Origin of the sequence: Rhizobium pisi (genome assembly GCF_003938655.1) — a bacterium.
Taxonomy (GTDB): Bacteria; Pseudomonadota; Alphaproteobacteria; order Rhizobiales; family Rhizobiaceae; genus Rhizobium; species Rhizobium pisi.
The window spans coordinates 74,435-93,274 of sequence record NZ_RJJT01000020.1; the positions used below are offsets into that span (position 1 = coordinate 74,435).

18 protein-coding genes are annotated in these 18,840 nt (G+C 62.0%); 8 read left to right on the top strand and 10 right to left on the bottom strand.

Annotated elements, in window-relative coordinates; translation table 11 throughout:
• Positions 1 to 19: 19 nt before the first annotated feature.
• From EFD55_RS24820 to EFD55_RS24835, 4 genes are all read right to left on the bottom strand, one after another.
• Positions 20 to 1,387, bottom strand: coding sequence for an FAD-containing oxidoreductase (locus EFD55_RS24820; protein WP_125848408.1), 1,368 nt, complete (start codon positions 1,385 to 1,387; stop codon positions 20 to 22).
• Entirely contained in the window at positions 1,384 to 1,845 is a 462-nt protein-coding gene (locus EFD55_RS24825) for a DUF4126 domain-containing protein (RefSeq protein WP_125848410.1), read from the bottom strand. The genes EFD55_RS24820 and EFD55_RS24825 overlap by 4 nt, the downstream gene beginning before the upstream one ends.
• Positions 1,846 to 2,027: 182 nt before the next feature.
• On the bottom strand, positions 2,028 to 4,001 hold the full coding sequence (locus EFD55_RS24830) for an acyltransferase family protein (RefSeq protein WP_245438543.1): 1,974 nt from the start codon (positions 3,999 to 4,001) through the stop codon (positions 2,028 to 2,030).
• Between the two features lie 240 nt (positions 4,002 to 4,241).
• On the bottom strand, positions 4,242 to 5,429 hold the full coding sequence (locus tag EFD55_RS24835) for an acyl-CoA dehydrogenase (RefSeq protein WP_125848414.1): 1,188 nt from the start codon (positions 5,427 to 5,429) through the stop codon (positions 4,242 to 4,244).
• A gap of 173 nt (positions 5,430 to 5,602) precedes the next feature.
• On the opposite strand from EFD55_RS24835, the gene EFD55_RS24840 reads away from it, so the two are divergent.
• The gene (locus EFD55_RS24840; RefSeq protein ID WP_125848416.1) at positions 5,603 to 5,941 is read left to right on the top strand and encodes a cupin domain-containing protein; all 339 of its coding nucleotides are present in this window, start codon (positions 5,603 to 5,605) and stop codon (positions 5,939 to 5,941) included.
• Here EFD55_RS24840 and EFD55_RS24845 read toward each other — a convergent pair whose 3' ends face one another.
• On the bottom strand, positions 5,942 to 6,895 hold the full coding sequence (locus EFD55_RS24845) for a LysR family transcriptional regulator (protein ID WP_125848418.1): 954 nt from the start codon (positions 6,893 to 6,895) through the stop codon (positions 5,942 to 5,944).
• A gap of 175 nt (positions 6,896 to 7,070) precedes the next feature.
• Here EFD55_RS24845 and EFD55_RS24850 point away from each other — a divergent pair, with 175 nt between their 5' ends.
• The 7 genes from EFD55_RS24850 (at position 7,071) to mmsB (ending at position 14,271) form a co-directional block, all read left to right on the top strand.
• Positions 7,071 to 8,276 carry an ABC transporter substrate-binding protein gene (locus tag EFD55_RS24850; protein WP_125848420.1) on the top strand — a complete coding sequence of 402 codons (1,206 nt, stop codon included), beginning with the start codon at positions 7,071 to 7,073 and terminating at the stop codon, positions 8,274 to 8,276.
• Between the two features lie 5 nt (positions 8,277 to 8,281).
• Positions 8,282 to 9,064, top strand: coding sequence for an ABC transporter ATP-binding protein (locus EFD55_RS24855; RefSeq protein ID WP_125848422.1), 783 nt, complete (start codon positions 8,282 to 8,284; stop codon positions 9,062 to 9,064).
• Positions 9,064 to 9,765 carry an ABC transporter ATP-binding protein gene (locus EFD55_RS24860; protein ID WP_125848424.1) on the top strand — a complete coding sequence of 234 codons (702 nt, stop codon included), beginning with the start codon at positions 9,064 to 9,066 and terminating at the stop codon, positions 9,763 to 9,765. The genes EFD55_RS24855 and EFD55_RS24860 overlap by 1 nt, the downstream gene beginning before the upstream one ends.
• A gap of 4 nt (positions 9,766 to 9,769) precedes the next feature.
• Positions 9,770 to 10,657: a branched-chain amino acid ABC transporter permease gene (locus tag EFD55_RS24865; RefSeq protein WP_125848426.1), complete on the top strand. Its 888-nt coding sequence runs from the start codon at positions 9,770 to 9,772 to the stop codon at positions 10,655 to 10,657.
• 1 nt (position 10,658) lies between these two features.
• On the top strand, positions 10,659 to 11,648 hold the full coding sequence (locus tag EFD55_RS24870) for a branched-chain amino acid ABC transporter permease (protein WP_125848428.1): 990 nt from the start codon (positions 10,659 to 10,661) through the stop codon (positions 11,646 to 11,648).
• Positions 11,649 to 11,784: 136 nt separating this feature from the next.
• Positions 11,785 to 13,380 carry a GMC family oxidoreductase gene (locus tag EFD55_RS24875; protein ID WP_125848430.1) on the top strand — a complete coding sequence of 532 codons (1,596 nt, stop codon included), beginning with the start codon at positions 11,785 to 11,787 and terminating at the stop codon, positions 13,378 to 13,380.
• 9 nt (positions 13,381 to 13,389) lie between these two features.
• Positions 13,390 to 14,271, top strand: coding sequence for a 3-hydroxyisobutyrate dehydrogenase (gene mmsB, locus EFD55_RS24880; RefSeq protein WP_125848432.1), 882 nt, complete (start codon positions 13,390 to 13,392; stop codon positions 14,269 to 14,271).
• Positions 14,272 to 14,292: 21 nt separating this feature from the next.
• On the opposite strand, the gene EFD55_RS24885 is transcribed toward mmsB, so the two are convergent.
• The 5 genes from EFD55_RS24885 to EFD55_RS24905 form a co-directional block, all read right to left on the bottom strand.
• Positions 14,293 to 15,054, bottom strand: a complete 762-nt coding sequence (locus EFD55_RS24885) for a fumarylacetoacetate hydrolase family protein (RefSeq protein ID WP_125848434.1) — start codon at positions 15,052 to 15,054, stop codon at positions 14,293 to 14,295.
• Positions 15,055 to 15,130: 76 nt separating this feature from the next.
• Entirely contained in the window at positions 15,131 to 16,510 is a 1,380-nt protein-coding gene (locus tag EFD55_RS24890) for an FGGY-family carbohydrate kinase (protein WP_125848436.1), read from the bottom strand.
• Positions 16,507 to 16,827: an L-rhamnose mutarotase gene (rhaM, locus tag EFD55_RS24895; protein WP_125848438.1), complete on the bottom strand. Its 321-nt coding sequence runs from the start codon at positions 16,825 to 16,827 to the stop codon at positions 16,507 to 16,509. Before rhaM ends, EFD55_RS24890 begins: the two co-directional genes overlap by 4 nt.
• Complete coding sequence (locus tag EFD55_RS24900) at positions 16,824 to 17,849, bottom strand: ABC transporter permease (protein ID WP_125848440.1); 1,026 nt, start codon at positions 17,847 to 17,849, stop codon at positions 16,824 to 16,826. The genes rhaM and EFD55_RS24900 overlap by 4 nt, the downstream gene beginning before the upstream one ends.
• Positions 17,846 to 18,835, bottom strand: coding sequence for an ABC transporter permease (locus EFD55_RS24905; RefSeq protein ID WP_125848442.1), 990 nt, complete (start codon positions 18,833 to 18,835; stop codon positions 17,846 to 17,848). The genes EFD55_RS24900 and EFD55_RS24905 overlap by 4 nt, the downstream gene beginning before the upstream one ends.
• Positions 18,836 to 18,840: the final 5 nt, after the last annotated feature.

Consider the following 18,840-nt stretch of genomic DNA (forward strand, 5'->3'; position numbering starts at 1 on the left):
GGTCCGCCTCCGGCCGCATTCACAGCTGAACCGGCTTCAAATCCGCAAGCAGCGTCGGGATCAGCTCCGACACCGTCGGGTGGATCGGCACCGACCATTGCAGCGTCGGATAGGTCGTTCCCGCGTTCATCGCATCGATGATGCCGTGGATCACCTCGTCGCCCTCGATGCCCAATATCGCCGCCCCGAGGATTTCCTTGGTTTCGGTGTCGGCAATCACCTTCATGAAGCCCTTGGTTTCGCCGCGCTCGTTGGCGCGGCCAACGCGGCTCATCGGCCGGGTCGAGACCATGATCCTGCGTCCCGAGGCGCGCGCCTGCTTTTCCGTCATGCCGACGCGGCCGAGCGGCGGGTCGATATAGAGCGCGTAGGCCAGGATGCGGCTCGAAAGCTTGCGGTCGTCGCCATCGAGCAGGTTGGCGGCGGCGATCTCGAAGTCGTTGTAGGAGGTATGGGTAAAGGCGCCGTGACCGTTGCAGTCGCCGAGTGCCCAGATGCCCTCGACATTGGTGGCGAGCTTGTCGTCGACGGTGATATAACCGCGTTTATCGGTGACGACGCCGGCGGCATCGAGCCCGAGATCGTCGGTGTTCGGTTTGCGGCCGGTGGCGATCAGCACATGGCTCGCGTCAATCTTCGCCGAGCCGGCGGTGACGTTCACGCCGCTGCCGTTTCGCGCAAAGGCAATGCTGCCGGCATCGGTGTGGACGCTGATGCCTTCCGAGCGCAGGATGTCGGCGATCGCGTCCGATATGTCCTCGTCCTCGCGCGATGCGAGCTTCGGGCCGTGCTCGATGACGCTGACCTCGGCGCCGAAGCGGCGATACATCTGCGCAAATTCCAGCCCGATATAACTGCCGCCGATCACGGCGAGATGCCGGGGCAGGGTGTCGAGATGGATGATCGAGGTGCTGGTGAGATAATCGATCTCGTCGATGCCTGGTAGCTCGGGGACGACAGGCCGAGCGCCGACATTGAGGAAGATGCGCGGCGCGGTCAGCGTCTCGCCGTTGACGCTGACGGTCTTCGGGCTCTCGAAACGGGCATGGCCGTAGATCACGCTCATGCCGTCCATGCCGTTAAACCAGCCGATCAGGCCGTTGCGGGCGTTCATGGTCACGGCCTCGGCGCGGGCTCTCACCACCTTCATGTCGATACCGACCTCGCCCGGGATCTTCACGCCGTAGATAGCGCCGCTTCTTGCGACATGGGCGGCGCGGGCGCTGGCGACCAGCGTCTTCGTCGGCATGCAGCCGGCATTAACGCAGGTGCCGCCGAGGAATTTGCGCTCGATGAGCGCCACCTTCATGCCCTTTTCGGCCATGCGGGCTGCGAGGAACGGGCCGGCCTGGCCGGCGCCGATCACGATGGCGTCGAAGTTTTTCATGAGACGGCCCCCACGATCAGCGCCGCGCCGATGACGGCGACGGCATCTTCGATGAGGGCGGCCGGCAGGTCCTTGCCGAATGAGGTTGCGAGCCTGCCGCGAACGGCAGCGCCGCCATATGTGCCGATGACTGCGCCGATCACGCCGGCGATCAGCCCGCCGAAGAGCAGGCCGCTGGCCGCCCCGATCGTTGCACCCGATAGCGCTCCCGTGACGATCCGGGCGCCGAACTGCACCGGCACCTTGCGCGACGGCGTGGTGGGCAGCTGGTCGGTGATCAGTTCGACGACGGCGAAAAGCGTCAGGATCCATGGTGTCCACTGGTACCCCATGAAGGCAAGCGGCGTCTGCGAGACGTCGAACCAGCCAAGCGCCGCGCCCCAGGCGACGGCGGCCGGCGCGGTCATGGCGCGAAGGCCAGCAATGACACCGATCAGCAATGCAAGAAGCAGAAACATGCGCGATCCCCCTCTTTGCCGGCTTTTGGGCCGTCGCTAGGGAAGGTTGCACATTGTCAGGCGCGTGGCAATTCGCCCTGTCGCGTCAACAGGCTAAAGCGCGTCGCGTCGGAGTTCCGAAACGGCTGCATACTTTAGGCAACATGCATTGGTTATGAGAGCGCATCAGGCCTGCTTTAGGCCTATTGAATCACTTGCCTGCTTACTTCCGCCCCACGAACAGCAAGCTTTCGTTTAATAGTCGTGGCGACTTCAGCCATTACCTTTTTCGCACCGAGCCCTGACAGGTGAGTGTCGTCGGAATACAGAGGTCCGTCGCTCATAACCGTGCACTCTTTTCGGGCGCAAAGGGCATCAAATGGGTCTACGAATGTCACTGCAGGCGATAAATTTTCCGCCAGCAGTTCATTGATCTCAGCTCTTTTCGAAATAGCCGGGTTGGAAATTGGTTGCTTCAGGCATCCCGGGTCAACCCGGTAAAGATTGCCGAAGCAACCGAGCGGCGAGCCGATGCCGCCAGATGTCGGAACGCTGCCGAGAACAACCATCTGACGATTCCCGAAGGACTTCCGGAGCCGCGACACTTCTGCACCCACGAACTGATAGTAGGCTTCCGGCGTCGTGACCGCCCAAGGAGCCCTGCCAGCCTCCGATAACATTCGCACAGGATACCAATACTCGCCCAGCACGATCAAAGCGTCGGGGGCTTTGCGAATACCCTCGAATGCCTGTTTCCGCGCTTCACGGCATTGGCTGTCATAGAGCACCGGATCGGCATATCCGGTGTAGTCTCGCGTGTATTCCAGGGAAAAGAACTGGCAACTTGGGAAGGCGTAGAAGTCCACTTTGAGCCCAGCCAACGCTTCCTTTGCGCCACGATAATACTGGCGGGAATGTGAGTCTCCGATGAATATGACGTCGGGCTTCCGGCTTTCTGTCGACGTGCTGCACGGTGTGCTGCAACCGCTGCCCCCATATTGCGCGTCCGCTCTCCGGTCTCCTCCACGAACGAACTCTCCGATAAACTCCCCACGCTCACCGAGGCGCCATAGCCAACCGTGGGATACCAAGACCTGGAGGCCGATCGCCGATACGGCAAGTGCCGCTACAACAGCACCGCGCATGTAGACCCGCGGCAAAATCAAATAGCCCGCGGCGTTTCTTTCACGGAATGGCCGTTCGACGAAGACGTACATGGCCCAGGCGATTGCAAATGTCAGGATCAGAAGAGCAACGCCCTCATTGCGAGCCAGCGGCTCCGCACTTCCATATCGCCAGAACACCAGCAACGGCCAATGCGCCAGGTATAACGAATAGCTGATCAATCCGACCGATGCCGCTGCCCTGTTGCGCAGAAGCAGCCCAGACCACCGTGCCTGTCCGCCCCAGATAGCCAGGGCCGCTCCGACTGTGGGCACCAGCGCCGGATAGGACGGAAACAGAGTGGCTTCCGTGAAATCCCGATAGGAATAGGCGATCATCACCAAGCCGGAGAGCAGCGCTCCCTCCATTGCGGCATTCGATCGCGCAGTGGGCATGAGTACCAATCCTGCTCCTATCGCAAACTCGAAGAACCGGAATGGTGAGAGATAGAATAGCGTCGACCGATAAGGCTCCATCACCAGGTTCGCGCCGAGGCTTGCGACAAAGACCAGAGCCAACGCAGCCATTACGGCCTTCCGTCCGAACCGCAAAAGCAACACCAGCGCGAACGGCCAGACCAGATAGAATTGCTCCTCGACGCCCAAGGACCACGTATGCAACAGAGGCTTTAGATGCGAATTGACATCGAAATAGCCATGCTCCGACCAGAACGTGATGTTCGAGACAGAGAATACCGATGCCGCCAATGATGCGCCGAAGCCTGTCATCTGCTCCGGTGGGAAGATCAGCGCCGCGGCGACGAGAGAGCACAACAGCATGAAGAGCAATGCCGGGAAAAGCCGACGCATGCGTCTCACATAGAACCGCTTGAACGAAAACCGCCCCTGTTCCACCTCCTCGACGATCAGCCTGGTGATCAGATACCCGCTGATGACAAAGAAGATGTCGACGCCCACAAATCCGCCGGGGAATGGTCCTATAGAAAAGTGGAACAGAAGAACGCCCAACACGGCTATGGCGCGGAGTCCATCCAAATCGGGGCGGTAGTTCATTTTCACATGCGCATCCATTTCGCGCAGCCATATAGCAGAATCAGGCTACGCCCAAGGCCTGAAGCGCCCGAGAACCGCATACGCAGCGTTCACAGTCTCCGTTGTCGCAAAAATTTGGCGCCGGTATTTTGTCAACAGGACCGAGCGCGCAGCGCGTCCTTTCGGAGCCGCAAAAGACTCTATAACGCTTTGAATCTACAGCGCTTTCCGAAAATCGATTTCGATGTTCGGGCCAATGCTCTAGTTCGCAAAGGCGGCAATGCCTGTTATCGCCCGTCCGATGATCAGCGCATGGATATCGTGCGTGCCCTCATAGGTGTTGACCACTTCGAGATTGACAAGGTGGCGGGCGATGCCGAACTCGTCGGAGATGCCGTTGCCGCCGAGCATGTCGCGGGCCGCGCGCGCAATCTCCAGCGCCTTGCCGCAGCTGTTGCGCTTGAGGATCGAGGTGAGCTCCACTGGGGGATGGCCTTCCTCCTTCATGCGGCCGAGCCGCAGGCAGCCCTGCAGGCCGAGCGAAATTTCCGCCGCCATGTCAGCGAGCTTCTTCTGGATCAGCTGGTTGGCGGCGAGCGGCCGGCCGAACTGCTTGCGCTCCAGCGTATATTGCCGCGCCCTTGCATAACAATCCTCGGCGGCGCCAAGCGCGCCCCAGGCGATGCCGAAACGGGCGGAGTTAAGGCAGGTGAACGGTCCCTTGAGGCCGGTTACACCTGGCAGCAGGTTTTCCTCGGGCACGAAGACGCCGTCCATGACCACTTCACCTGTGATCGAGGCGCGCAAGCCCACCTTGCCGTGGATGGCGGGCGCCGAAAGTCCCTTCCAGCCTTTTTCGAGGATGAAGCCGCGAATGAGGCCATCCTCGGTCTTTGCCCAGACCACGAAGATATCGGCGATCGGCGCATTGGAGATCCAGGTCTTCGAGCCGGTCAGGCTGTAGCCGCCGTCGACCTTCTTGGCGCGCGTCGCCATCGAGCCCGGGTCGGAGCCATGATCGGGTTCGGTTAGGCCGAAGCAGCCGATCCATTCGCCGGCGCCAAGTTTCGGCAGGTATTTCAGCTTCTGCTCTTCGGAGCCGAAAGTCTCGATCGGCACCATGACGAGCGAGGACTGGACGCTCATCATCGAGCGGTAGCCGCTGTCGACCCGCTCGACCTCGCGGGCGATCAGGCCGTAGGCGACGTAACCAAGGCCGGCGCCGCCGTATTCAGGCGAGATCGTCGGGCCGAGCAGGCCGAGTTCACCCATTTCCCGGAAGATATCAGGATCGGTCCTTTCGTGGCGGAAGGCATCGAGAACGCGCGGAGCGAGCTTTTCCTGCGCATAGGCATGGGCGGTGTCCAGTACCATGCGCTCTTCATCGGTCAGTTGCTCCACCAGCCGGAACGGATCGGCCCAATCGAAAACCTCGCGCGTATGCTGCATGGCGGCGTCTCCTCATCCCCGGTTCAAGCTGCTTGTCTCCCGGTCGGGATAGACCCACCAGCCGACCGCGTCAACCAAGGGCGATCCGGCGAAAAGACGAGACGCGTGATCTTTTCAAAGGCGGCCGCATGATCCACTTTGCCCGCGATCGAGTCTGCAACGAGGAGGCGGAAATGTCATCAAGCGATCTGTTCGTATCGGCTGAAGGCGCCGAATGGGTCAATCCGGAGCCCGGCGTCGTCAGGCGCATCATGACCTATCTGCCCGAGATGATGATGGTGGAAGTGGCCTTTGAGAGCGGGGCCGTAGGTGCAGCGCATTCGCATCCGCATATCCAGGCAAGTTATGTCGCGGAAGGCAGCTTCGAAGTGACGATCGATGGCCGGACCGAAGTGCTGCGGCAGGGCGGCAGCTTCATCGTGCCCCCCAATCTCGTCCACGGCGTCAAGGCGCTGGAAAAGGGCCGGCTGATCGATACGTTTACGCCGCACCGGGCCGAATTCCTGAAGTAACTAGGCTTCCGGCTTTCCTCTGCGTACTGGGCCGGCGGCGGTGACATAGGGCGGGACGAAGCGTGCATCCTCGCCGCGCACCGCCTCGCGCAGGAAATCGATGACGGCGCGCACGCGCGGCGCCTGTTTCAGGTCGCGGTGGCAGGTGATCCAGTAATGGCGCTTGAGGTCGATTTCCTCGGGCAAGACGCGCACGAGTTCGGGGTAACGGCTGGCGAAGAAATAGGGCAGGATGCAGAGGCCGAGGCCGTTTCGGGTGGCAGTCAGCTGCGCGAAGATACTGGAGCTCTGGAACTGCGGCTTGATGCGCGGGTGCACGTCGCCGAGATAGTCCAGGCCCGGCGCGAAAATCATCTCCTCGATATAGCTGACGAAGGGATGGTTGAGCAGGTCTTCCCGGCGGGTGATGTCAGGCGCCTTTGCCAGATATTCGCGCGAGCCGTAGATCTGCAGATGGTAGTCCGTTAGTTTCTCGGCGAAATAAGGCCCGCCCTTCGGCTCGTCGAGCACGACGGAAAGATCGGCCTCCTTGCGCGACAGCGACATGATCTGCTGGATCGTGACCAGCTCGAGCGAGAGATGAGGGTGCTGGGCGGCAAAGCGCGGCAGCACGGTTGCAAAGAAGAAATTGGCAAAACCCTCCGGCGCACTGAGACGCACCAGGCCGCGCTGCGCCATCGAACCGTCGGCGAGGTCGGCGCGCAGCCGCTCGGTCTCCTGCTCCATCCTCTCGGCCGTCTCGATGAAACGCGTGCCCATGGCAGTCAGCACATAGCCGCGCGGATTGCGCTCGAAGAGCTTGACCTTGAGGGTGAATTCCAGCCGGTCGATGCGGCGCGAAACGGTGGCATGGCTGGAGCGCAGCTGCCGGGCTGCCGTCGACAGCTGTCCTGTGCGGGCGACGGCTAGAAAAAACTGAAGATCGTCCCAAGTAAACTGCGGTGGATTGCTCATCGCGGTCCCCATCTGTTCAAAAACGAACAGATACTGTTTGGAATTAATTGTAAACCACCGGTTGCTTCAAGGCGGAATTTCCTTGATCGTAGGCTAAGGGTCGGTCGCTCTGAGGAGTGCGGCTGGCCAAATCTGAACAGATCCGTAATCTGGCTAATCTCTGGGAGGAGAGAGCATGCGAAAGAATCTCGTTGCATCCGTTGCATTTCTGCTTGCAAGCAGCACTGCGGTGTTCGCGCAGAGCGCGACTGACGGTAAGGTCAAGATCGGCATTCTGAACGACCAGTCGGGCGTTTATGCCGATTTCGGCGGCAAGTCTTCCGTCGAAGCCGCCAAGATGGCGGTCGAGGATTTCGGCGGCAAGGTGCTGGGCGTTCCTGTCGAGATCGTCGATGCCGACCACCAGAACAAGGCGGATATCGCCTCCAACATCGCCCGCCAGTGGTACGACACCGAGCAGGTGGATGCGATCATGGAACTGACGACCTCCTCCGTGGCGCTTGCCGTGCAGGCGATCGCCAAGGAGAAGAAGAAGATCGACATCGTCACCGGTGCTGCGACGACGGATCTGACCGGCAAGGCCTGCTCGCCTTACGGCTTCCATTGGGCCTACGACACGCACGCTCTGGCCGTCGGCACCGGCGGCGCGCTCGTCAAGCAGGGCGGCGACAGCTGGTTCTTCCTGACCGCCGACTATGCGTTCGGTTATTCCCTGGAGCAGCAGACCACCGATTACGTCAAGGCGAGCGGCGGCACGGTCGTCGGCTCGGTTCGCCACCCGCTGTCGACCCAGGATTTCTCGTCCTTCTTGTTGCAGGCGCAATCATCAGGCGCCAAGGTGATCGGCCTTGCCAATGCCGGCCTCGACACCTCGAACGCCATCAAGCAGGCGGCCGAATTCGGCATCACCCAGGGCGGTCAGCATCTGGCGGCATTGCTCTTTACCCTCGCCGAAGTCCACGGTCTCGGCCTCGAAGCGGCTCAAGGCCTGACGCTGACGGAAGGTTTTTACTGGAACCGCGACGACGAAAGCCGCGCCTTCGCCAAGAAGTTCTTCGCCCGCACCGGCAAGATGCCGAACATGATCCACACCGGCACCTATTCGGCAGTGACGCAATATTTGAAGGCGGTGCAGAAGGCCGGCACGGACGATACTGATGCCGTCGCCAAGCTGCTGCATGAAATGCCGGTTGATGACGTCTTCGGACGTGGCGGCACGGTCGGCGCCAACGGCCGGATGATCCACGATATGTACCTGCTGCAGGTCAAGAAGCCCGCGGAAAGTAAGGAACCGTGGGATTATTTCAACGTTCTCGCCACCATCCCCGGCAAGGAAGCCTATATCGATCCCGCCAAGAGCGGCTGCGATCTGGTGAAGTAATCACCATGGCGGTTTCCGCGATTGAAACTCAGGCGAAGCCGCGGGTGGTACTGTCCGCCCGCGGCCTGCGCCGCGACTTCGGCGGCTTCACCGCCGTCAGGAACGTCGATCTCGACGTGCATGATGCCAGCGTGCATGCGCTGATCGGTCCGAACGGCGCCGGCAAGACGACGGTATTCAACCTGCTGACGAAGTTCCTGCAGCCGACATCAGGCACGATCACGCTGATGGGCACAGATATCACCGGGACGCCGCCCGACAGGGTGGCGCGCATGGGGTTGGTGCGCTCCTTCCAGATTTCGGCGGTCTTCCCGCATCTCTCAGTTCTCGACAATGTGCGCGTGGCGCTGCAGCGGCCGAACAACCTCTCCACGCAGTTCTGGCGGCCGCTCTCCGCACTCGACCGGCTGAACGAGCGCGCCGAGCAGCTGCTAGCAAGCGTCGGGCTCTCCAAGGAGCGCGATCATATCGCCGCTGATCTTTCCTACGGTCGCAAGCGCGTGCTGGAGATCGCCACCACGCTGGCGCTGGACCCGAAAGTGCTGCTTCTCGACGAGCCGATGGCCGGCATGGGGCATGAGGATGTCGGCGTCGTTTCGTCGATCATCCGAGAGGTCGCCCGCGACCGGGCGGTGCTGATGGTCGAGCACAATCTCTCCGTCGTTGCCAATATCTGTCAGCACGTCACCGTGCTGCAGCGCGGCGAGATCCTCGCCGAGGGCGATTATGCCACAGTCAGCCAGGACGAGCGCGTGCGCGTGGCCTACATGGGCACGGAGGAGCATTGATGGCTGCTCTCCTCGAAGTTCAGGGGCTCAACGCCTGGTACGGTGAAAGCCACATATTGCATGGCGTCGACATGCATATCGGCGAAGGCGAGACGATCACCATTCTCGGCCGCAACGGCGTCGGCAAAACGACGACGCTGCGCACCATCACAGGCATCGTGCGTGCCCGGAAGGGAAGGATCAGCTTTGCCGGCAGCGACATGATGCAGGTGCCGCTGCACCAGACAGCGCATCGGGGCATCGGCTTCGTGCCGGAGGAGCGCGGCATTTTCTCGACGCTCACCGTTTCGGAAAACCTGCTGCTGCCGCCTGTCGTGGCCGGCGGCGGCATGACGCTCGACGAAATCTACGAGCTCTTTCCCAATCTCTACGAGCGCCGCGGCAGCCCGGGCACCAAGCTTTCCGGCGGCGAGCAGCAGATGCTGGCGATCGCTCGGATTCTCCGCACCGGTGTCAGGCTGCTCATCCTCGACGAGCCGACCGAAGGGCTTGCGCCCGTCATCGTCCAGCGCATCGGTGAGGTACTGAAAAAACTCAAGGAGCGCGGCATGACGATCCTGCTCGTGGAGCAGAACTTCCGTTTCGCCAGCCGTATTGCCGATCGCTTCTATCTGATGGATCATGGGCAGATGGTGTCGGAATTCCCGGTCGGCGAACTGCCGCAGCGCATGGATACGCTGCACAAGGTTCTGGGAGTATGACCAGATGACGATGATCTTCGGCATTCCCATGCAGGCGCTGCTCGGCCAGCTGCTGATCGGGCTGATCAACGGCTCCTTCTATGCGCTGCTCAGCCTCGGCCTCGCCATCATCTTCGGCCTGCTCCGGGTGATCAACTTCGCGCACGGCGCGCAGTACATGCTCGGCGCCTTCGTGGCCTATCTGCTACTCACCTATGCCGGCATCGGCTACTGGCCGTCTCTGATCCTGGCGCCTGTCATCGTCGGCCTTGCCGGCGCAGTCATCGAGCGGCTGTTCTTACGCCGACTCTACGATCTCGATCCGCTTTACGGCCTGCTCTTCACCTTCGGCCTGGCGCTCGCGGTCGAGGGCACCTTCCGCTATCTCTACGGCTCCTCCGGCCAGCCCTATGCGACGCCATCAGCCCTTGCCGGCGGGGCAAACCTCGGCTTCATGTTCCTGCCGATCTATCGCGGCTGGGTGGTCGTGGTCTCGCTCGTCGTCTGCATCGGCACATGGCTGCTGATCGAGAAGACCAAGCTCGGCGCCTATCTCAGAGCCGCCACAGAAAACGCCGTGCTGGTGCAGGTCTTCGGCGTCAACGTGCCGGTGCTCCTGACGCTCACCTATGCGCTCGGCGCCGGCTTGGCGGCTTTTGCCGGGGTGCTCGCGGCGCCGATTTACCAGGTTTCGCCGCTGATGGGCTCGAACATGATCATCGTCGTCTTCGCCGTGGTCGTCGTCGGCGGCATGGGATCGATCATGGGCGCGATCATCACCGGTTATGTGCTCGGCATCGCCGAGGGCCTGACCAAGGTCTTCTATCCCGAGGCCTCCAACATCGTGATATTCGTCATCATGGCGATCGTGCTTCTCATCAGGCCCGCGGGCCTTTTCGGCCGGGATGCTTGACATGGCTGACATCACCGAAACCATCCAAACAGAAAAAAGCCGAACCGCCTTTTCGGTGCAGGCCGGTTTCCTGCTGGCGGGGCTGCTGCTCCTGCTCCTGGCGCCGTTCTTCTTCTATCCGATCTTCCTGATGAAGCTGCTCTGCTTCGCGCTTTTTGCCTGCGCCTTCAACCTGCTGCTCGGCTATACCGGCCTGCTGTCCTTCGGCCATGCCACCTTCTTCGGTGGTGCGGCCTATTTTACCGCCTATACGGTGAAATCATGGGGCCTGCCGCCGGAACTCGGCATCCTGATCGGGGTAGCGGGCGCGGCATTCCTCGGTCTCGTCATGGGCTTCTTCGCCATCCGCCGTCAGGGCATCTATTTCGCGATGATCACGCTGGCGCTGTCGCAGATGTTCTTCTTCTTCTGCCTGCAAGCGAAATTCACCGAAGGTGAGGACGGCATCCAGTCCGTGCCCCGCGGCCATCTCTTCGGCTTCATCGATCTCAACAGCTCGACCAACATGTATTATTTCGTGCTTGGTGTTTTCATCATCGGCGTGCTGATCATCTGGCGCTTCATCAATTCGCCCTTCGGCATGATCCTGAAATCGATCCGTGAGAACGAGCAGCGGGCGATCTCGCTCGGCTATTCCGTGGCGCGCTACAAGCTCGGCGCCTTCGTCATGTCGGCGGCGCTTGCGGGGCTCGCAGGCGCGGTGAAATCGATCGTCTTCCAGTTCGCGACCTTGACGGACGTCGCCTGGCAGATGTCGGGCGAGGTGATCCTGATGACGCTGCTCGGCGGCATCGGCACGCTGATCGGCCCGCTCTTTGGCGCCGGGCTGGTGGTGGCGCTGGAAAACTACCTCGCCACCTCGGAATTCCCGGTGACGATCATCACCGGCATCGTCTTCATGGTCTGCGTGCTGATCTTCCGCCGCGGCATCATCGGTGAATTCTACGCCTCGCGGCTGGGGCGGAAACTGGGCTTCGTCTATCGCCGCTGAATGGGCGGACCTCTCTCTTCTCGGGAAAGAATCACTTTCCCCCGGGAGGAGAGACGGCGGCGGCACTGCGACTCTCCCTCTCCCCGTCCCGCGGGGAGAGGGAAGCGGTAAGCATCTGGAGTTTTGCGCAGGACACATGGATCGTTACGACTACATCATCATCGGGGCGGGCAGCGCGGGCTGCGTGCTTGCCAACCGGTTGTCGGCGGATGGCCGGAGCCGCGTGCTGCTGCTCGAAGCCGGCGGCAGCGACAATTACCACTGGATCCATATTCCGGTCGGCTATCTCTATTGCATCAACAATCCGCGCACCGACTGGTGCTTCACCACGGCGCCGGAAGCGGGGCTCAACGGCCGGGCGCTAAGTTATCCCCGCGGCAAGGTCCTCGGCGGCTGTTCGTCGATCAACGGCATGATCTACATGCGCGGCCAGGCCCGCGATTACGACCTCTGGCGGCAGATGGGCTGCAGCGGCTGGGGATGGGACGATATTTTGCCCTTCTTTCGGAAGTCCGAGGATTTCTATCGCGGCGCGGACGACATGCATGGCGCCGGCGGCGAATGGCGCATCGAGAAGGCGCGCGTGCGCTGGGCCGTGCTCGACGCCTTCCAGCAAGCGGCAAAGGAAGCGGGCATTCCGGAGACTGCGGATTTCAACCGTGGCAGCAATGAAGGGTCCGGCTATTTCGACGTCAACCAGCGTTCCGGCATCCGCTGGAATACCTCGAAGGCCTTCCTGCGCCCGGCGATAACGCGCGCCAACCTGACCGTCCTGACCAAGGCGCAGGTCCGACGGCTCCTAGTGGAGGGGGACGCCGTCGCCGGTGTCGAGTTCCAGCATGACGGCGTGACCAAACACGCCTATGCGGCGAGAGAAACCGTCCTTTCAGCCGGTTCGATCGGCTCGCCGCATATTCTGGAACTGTCCGGCATCGGCAGGGGCGAAGTGCTGCGCCGGGCCGGCGTCGATGTCGTCGCCGAGGTGAAGGGCGTCGGCGAGAACCTGCAGGATCATCTGCAATTGCGCCTGGCCTACAAGGTGACGGGCGTTCCGACGCTGAACGAGAAAGCGACGAAGCTGATCGGCAAGGCGGCGATCGGGCTCGAATATCTCGTCCGCCGCTCCGGGCCGATGGCGATGGCGCCGAGCCAGCTCGGCATCTTCACCCGCTCCGGTCCGGATCGGGAAACGCCAGACCTGCAATATCACGTGCAGCCGGTATCGCTGGAAAAGTTCGGCGATCCCGTCCATCCTTTCCCGGCAATCACCGCAAGCGTCTGCAATCTCAGGCCGGAAAGCCGGGGTTCGGTGCATCTGTCAAGCCCGGATTTCGCCGCCCAGCCGACGATCAGCCCGAAATACCTCTCGACGCAGCGCGATCGTGACATAGCTGTCCGCTCCATACGGTTGACGCGCAGGATCGTGGCGCAGCCCTCGTTTGCTCGTTTCAGGCCTGAAGAATTCAAGCCGGGGCCGGCCTATCAGACGGAGGCCGATCTGGAGCGGGCGGCGGGCGATATCGGCACGACGATTTTCCATCCCGTCGGCACCTGCCGCATGGGCGCCGACAGGGACAGCGTCGTCGATCCCAGGCTGAAACTTCGGGCGCTCGGCAAGCTCAGGATCGCCGACGCCTCGGTGATGCCGTCGATCACGTCGGGCAACACCAATTCGCCGACGATCATGATCGCCGAAAAGGCGGCCGCGATGATCCTCGAAGACAATCGATAGGAGAAGACCATGGCAAGGATCGCATTCATCGGATTGGGCAACATGGGTGGCCCGATGGCCGCCAATCTGGTCAAGGCAGGCCACGAGGTGACGGGCTTCGATCTCGCGGCACCCGTGCTGAAGGCGGCCGAGGAGAACGGTGTAACGCCGGCGAGCCATATTAGCCAGGCGGTCAAGGATGCCGAAATCGTCGTCACCATGCTGCCGCAGGGCAGGCACGTGCTGACGGCGTGGACGGACATCCTGCAGTCCATCGCACAAGGCACGCTGGTCATCGATTGCTCCACCATCGATGTCGAGAGCAGCCGCAAGGCGCATGAGATGGCCAAGGCCGCAAGCTGCCTGTCGCTCGACGCGCCCGTCTCCGGCGGCACCGGCGGGGCGAGCGCGGGCACGCTGACCTTCATGGCCGGCGGCTCGCAAGAGGCGTTCGCCAAGGCGAAGCCGATCCTCGAGGGCATGGGAAAGAAGATCGTCCATTGCGGCGAGGCCGGTGCCGGCCAGGCGGCGAAGATCTGCAACAATATGATCCTCGGCATTTCGATGGTCGGCGTCTGCGAAGCCTTCGTGCTTGCCGAGAAACTCGGCCTGTCGCATCAGGCGCTGTTCGACGTCGCCTCCACCTCATCGGGGCAGTGCTGGTCGATCAATACCTATTGCCCGGTGCCGGGACCCGTGCCGACCTCGCCAGCGAACAATGGCTATAAACCAGGTTTTGCCGCCGCACTGATGCTGAAGGATCTCAGGCTCTCGCAGGAAGCCGCACTCGCAAGCGGCGCCTCCACGCCGCTCGGAGCGGAGGCCGCTCAGCTTTACGCGCTCTTCGAAAAGCTGGGCAATGGCGGCAGGGATTTTTCAGCCATCATCGAGATGTTCCGCGAGAAGGTGTAACCGACGGCTGTCGAGCCGCCATCAATCGACCTTGGACACCGAAAAACCGAGCCTGATGTCGCCGAAGAGAATGTCGATCTCACCGGGTCCGGTCAGTTCGACCGCGCCGCTCAACGTGCCTGTGGTGACGAGCGCGCCTGCCTTCAGCGATGCTTCGGGACGCGAGCCGTTATTGGCGTAGTCGACGAGCCAGGTGAGAACATCGCCCTTCGGATGCTGCGCCGGACCATCATAGATCGTGCGGCCGGCATGGGTAACCCTGAGGGGCGTGCCGCCGGCAGTATCGACGACGCTTTTGTCGACCTTGGGGCCGAGCACATAGCCGCTATTGCCGAGGCGGTCGGCGAGGAACAGCGGAAAGGAGATGCCGCCGCTTTCCCTGACGGCGCTGACCAGCAGTTCGGCGCCGAGATGGACAGCGGAGATCGCCTCGACCACTTCGGCGCGGCTGTATGGTCTCTCGGGGCGGATCGGCAGGTCCTTGCCGAGGCGCACGGCGATCTCGGTTTCGAATTTCAGGCCCGGATACCAGCGAATGCTGGCGCCCGAGACAGCTTCGACATAGGGGTGCAGCGGTCCGGCGACCCCCTGGCCCTGCGGCGAGGCCGTCACCTTCCAGGCATTGCTGGAAATGCCATCCGCGGCGGCGAGAAAATTCTGCGTCTCCATCGCTTGATGCAGGTCGGCCGGCAGCGTGAACGTGCTCGTTGTCTCCTGCCTGCCGGCTTGGCGCAGGCCGTGAAGCCTGGCCGCAAGGGCGCGCGGATCGAATGTGTCTGTCATGGCATCTCCTCGAGTGATTTTCGAGGTGCACACTAACCGCAAGGTCCGGCCGAACAAGATCGTTTTGGAAAGAATCCTACTCCATCGCCGCGTACCAGCGATGGCGATAAGCGGCCAGTCCCTGGATATCGGCCGGCGGAAACTGCGTCTCGCTGCCTGATACCGGCCGGATGCCGGTGAGAAGCGCTGCACCCTGGCTGGTGCCGGTTGTCCCGGGAAGGGCCAGGACCTCGCGGCCGACCAGCGCCGCAAGCAGCTTGAGATAGATCTCGTTCAGGGCAAAAGGCCCTTCGACGATCACTGGGCCTTTGGCGCCGATCAGCCCGAGGCAGGCGTCAGTCATCAACGCAAGATAAAGGCAGGCGCTAGCATGGCGTTCCTCGCGGCTTGCTTCCTCCGCGCCCTCCCAGCGGCCTGCCTTGTCAGGAAAAGGTCCGGAACCGGGAGCGATGTTCGGCAGCAGCATCATGCCCTTTGCGATCACAGCCCCGATCGCTGCCTGAGCATTCTTTTCGTCGACATTGCCGATCTCGGCTGAGAGGATCTCGAACTCCCGCCCACCCATGAAACGAGAGGAGGGAACAGCGCGGCCATAGGCATCGACATTGGCGAGCGCATCGCGTTTCGAATCGAGATGATCGAGATCGCCGCCGACGCCGAAACTGATGACCCAGGTGCCCGTGGAGACGACGGCGAAGGGCGCCTCGCGATGGACGAGGTGCGGCAGCAGCGACGCGTTGGAATCATGGATGCCGCAATAGACCGGCACCGGCGCTGCAAGGCCGAGTTCGGCGGCGATATCAGGCAGGACCGGGCCGAGCGCATCGAAGGCGGAACGGATCGGCGCCATCAGGTCGCGGATGCCAAGCCTGTCGACCAGCGAAGAATAGCTGCCGACCTTCGGATTCCAGAGGTCGGTGTGGCAACCGAGCGAGGTCAGCTCGTTGGCGGCGACGCCGGTCAGCCGTGCCGCCCAATACTGCGCGTAGGTGAGGATGGCCGCGACTCTGGCGAATTCTTCGGGAAAGGCGGTTTTCTGGTAATGCAGCTGCGCGCCGACATTGAGGCCCATCGAGAGGCGCGGCGAAAAGGTTTCGTCGAAGGAGGGACGCAGCCGTGTATAGGCATCGCGGATCTCCCGCGGATATTCGTGTTCGTAATCGATCACAGGCATGGCAAGCGTGCCGTCCTCGCCGATGAGCGCGGCGGCGGCGCCGTGGGTGGTGATCGAAATGGCGTCGAAGCCGGGTTCCCGCGCAAGGCTCTTCAGCGCGTCGAGCGTAAACGACCAGAGAGCCTCTATGTCGTAATGCGGGTAAGGGCCAGTTTTGATAGCTACGTTCGGCCGCTTCAGGACGGCGATCTCGGCGCCTGTCTCGCTGTCGAGCACGACGACCTTGGCATTGGTTTTGCCAATATCGAGGACGGCGATGCGGCGAAAGGAGGTGGCGTTCATGGCATGTGGAAGAGGGTGACGAGGTCGCTTTGAACAGGCGAATTGTCTGGATTGGTCGCCATGATATCGGCCATGTGAGCCCACCATTTCTTCATGACCGGATGTTCCGGCAGGCTCGCCATCGTGTGCTCGGCCGGCCGCGTCAACACGCCGAACAGCGTGTTGGTCTCGCGGTCGAGATGGATGGAATAGTCGCTGGCGCCTGACTTGTGTAGGAGATCGACCAGTTCTGGCCAAATCTCGTCATGCCGCTTCCTGTATTCTGCCTCCATGCCGGGATTGAGCTTCATCTTGAAGGCGTGTTTTTCCAGGGTCATTTGGCGCTCATGGCTTTGATGCGGCGGGCAATGATCGGGATGGCGATGGTAATGATGAGAAGCAGCCCGATGAAGATCGACATGACGATGCCGGGCACGTTCAAGAGGCCGAGGCCGAAGGTGACGAGGCCCATGACGAAGGCGGCGATGACGACGCCGCCGATCGTGCCGGAACCGCCGAGGATCGAGATGCCGCCGAGCACGACCATGGTGACGACTTCGAGCTCCCAGCCCTGCGCGATCGACGGCCGTGTCGAGCCGAGGCGCGAGGTCAGGCAGACGGCGGCAACACCACTCATGACGCCGGTCAGCAGGAAGAGGATGAATTTGACGCGTTCGACCGGAATGCCGGAGAAGCGGGCGGCGAAATCATTGTTGCCGATCGCATAGACCTGCCGGCCGAAATTCGTCGCATGCAGCAGGATCGCAAAGAGGATCGCCAGCACGATGAAGAGCACGAATTCGAAGGAGAAGACCCAGACGACATAACCCTGGCCGAAATAGGCGAAATCGGCCGGGTATTTGCCATAGGCCTGGTCGCCGAGCACGATGTAGGAAATGCCGCGGAACAGGCTCATCGTGCCGATGGTGACGACGATGGACGGTAATTTCAGCACCGAGACGAGGACGCCGTTGAAGATGCCGCAGGCAAGGCCGGTGCCGATGCCGATCAGCACCAGGCCCGGCGTGCCGATGCCGATCTGCGCCGCGGCGCCCATCGCTGTCGAGGCGAGCGCGATGATTGCGGCGACCGAGAGGTCGATCTCGCCTGATATCACGAGCAGCGCCATGGCGAAGGCGATCATCGCCTTTTCGGTGAAGTTGAAGGTGGCGTCCGAGAGGTTCCAGGCGTCGAGGAAATAGGGCGAGGCCAGCGAATTGAAGATGAAGATCAGTACGGCCACGGCAAAGAGCAGCACTTCCCAGCTCGCGAGGATGCGGCGGAAGGGCGTACCGAGGCGGTCAGGGATGATGCGCTTCTCGGATGTTTGCTTGCCTGGAGGGGCGGAAACCATGCTCATGCTGCGACCTCCGCTGCTGCGCGGTCACGCAGGATGATGCGGCCGCGATTGCGCTCGCGCCGGGCGTTGAAGACGACGGCGAGAATGATGACGGTTCCCGAGATCGCCATCTGCGTGAAGGGCGAAATGCCGATGACGGGCAGGGCGTTCTTGATGACGCCGAGGAAGAGCGCACCGAGCACCGTGCCGGCGACCGAGCCGACGCCGCCGGCAATCGAAATGCCGCCGATCACGCATGCCGCGACGCTGTCGAGTTCGAAGCCGTTGGCGATATCGACATAGGCGACGGCATAACGCGAGACCCAGAGATAGCTGGAAAGACCGGCAAGCGCGCCCGAGAGCACGAAGGCCAGGAACTTCGTCCGGCCCGTATCGATGCCGGCATAGACCGCAGCGGTCGGATTGCCGCCGGTCGCATAGGCCGAGCGACCGAACTGGCTGTAGCGCAGCAGCATATACATCAGCGCGACGATGATGATCGCAACCCAGCTTAGGACCGGCAGGCCGAGGATCGGCGTACGGGGGACGGAGAGGAAGATCGGCGTCATCTGATGGGCATTGACCCAGGCGCCGCCCGACAGCACGAAAGCCATGCCGCGGTAGATGGTGAGCGTGCCGAGGGTCACGACGATCGGGGGGATTTCAAGGCGCCAGACAAGGAAGCCGTTGATTGTGCCGAGGGCGGCGCCGATCACGATCGCAGCAAGGATGAGCACGATCAGCGGCAGGCCGGGAAACGCGGCGTTCATCATCGCAATGGCCATGCCGGTAAAGGCAAGATTGGCGGCAACCGAGAGGTCAATCGATTTCGTCAGGATGACTGTCATCTGGGCAAGCGCCAGGATGATGAGGATCGCCGTGTCGTTGAAGATGCCGGCGAGATTCTCAGGTGAGGCGAAATCGGCGGCGCGCGTCGAAAAGACAACGATCATCACCACGATGATGGCGAAGAGCAGGGTTTCGCGTTTTCTGATCAGTTTGGCCATGCCCA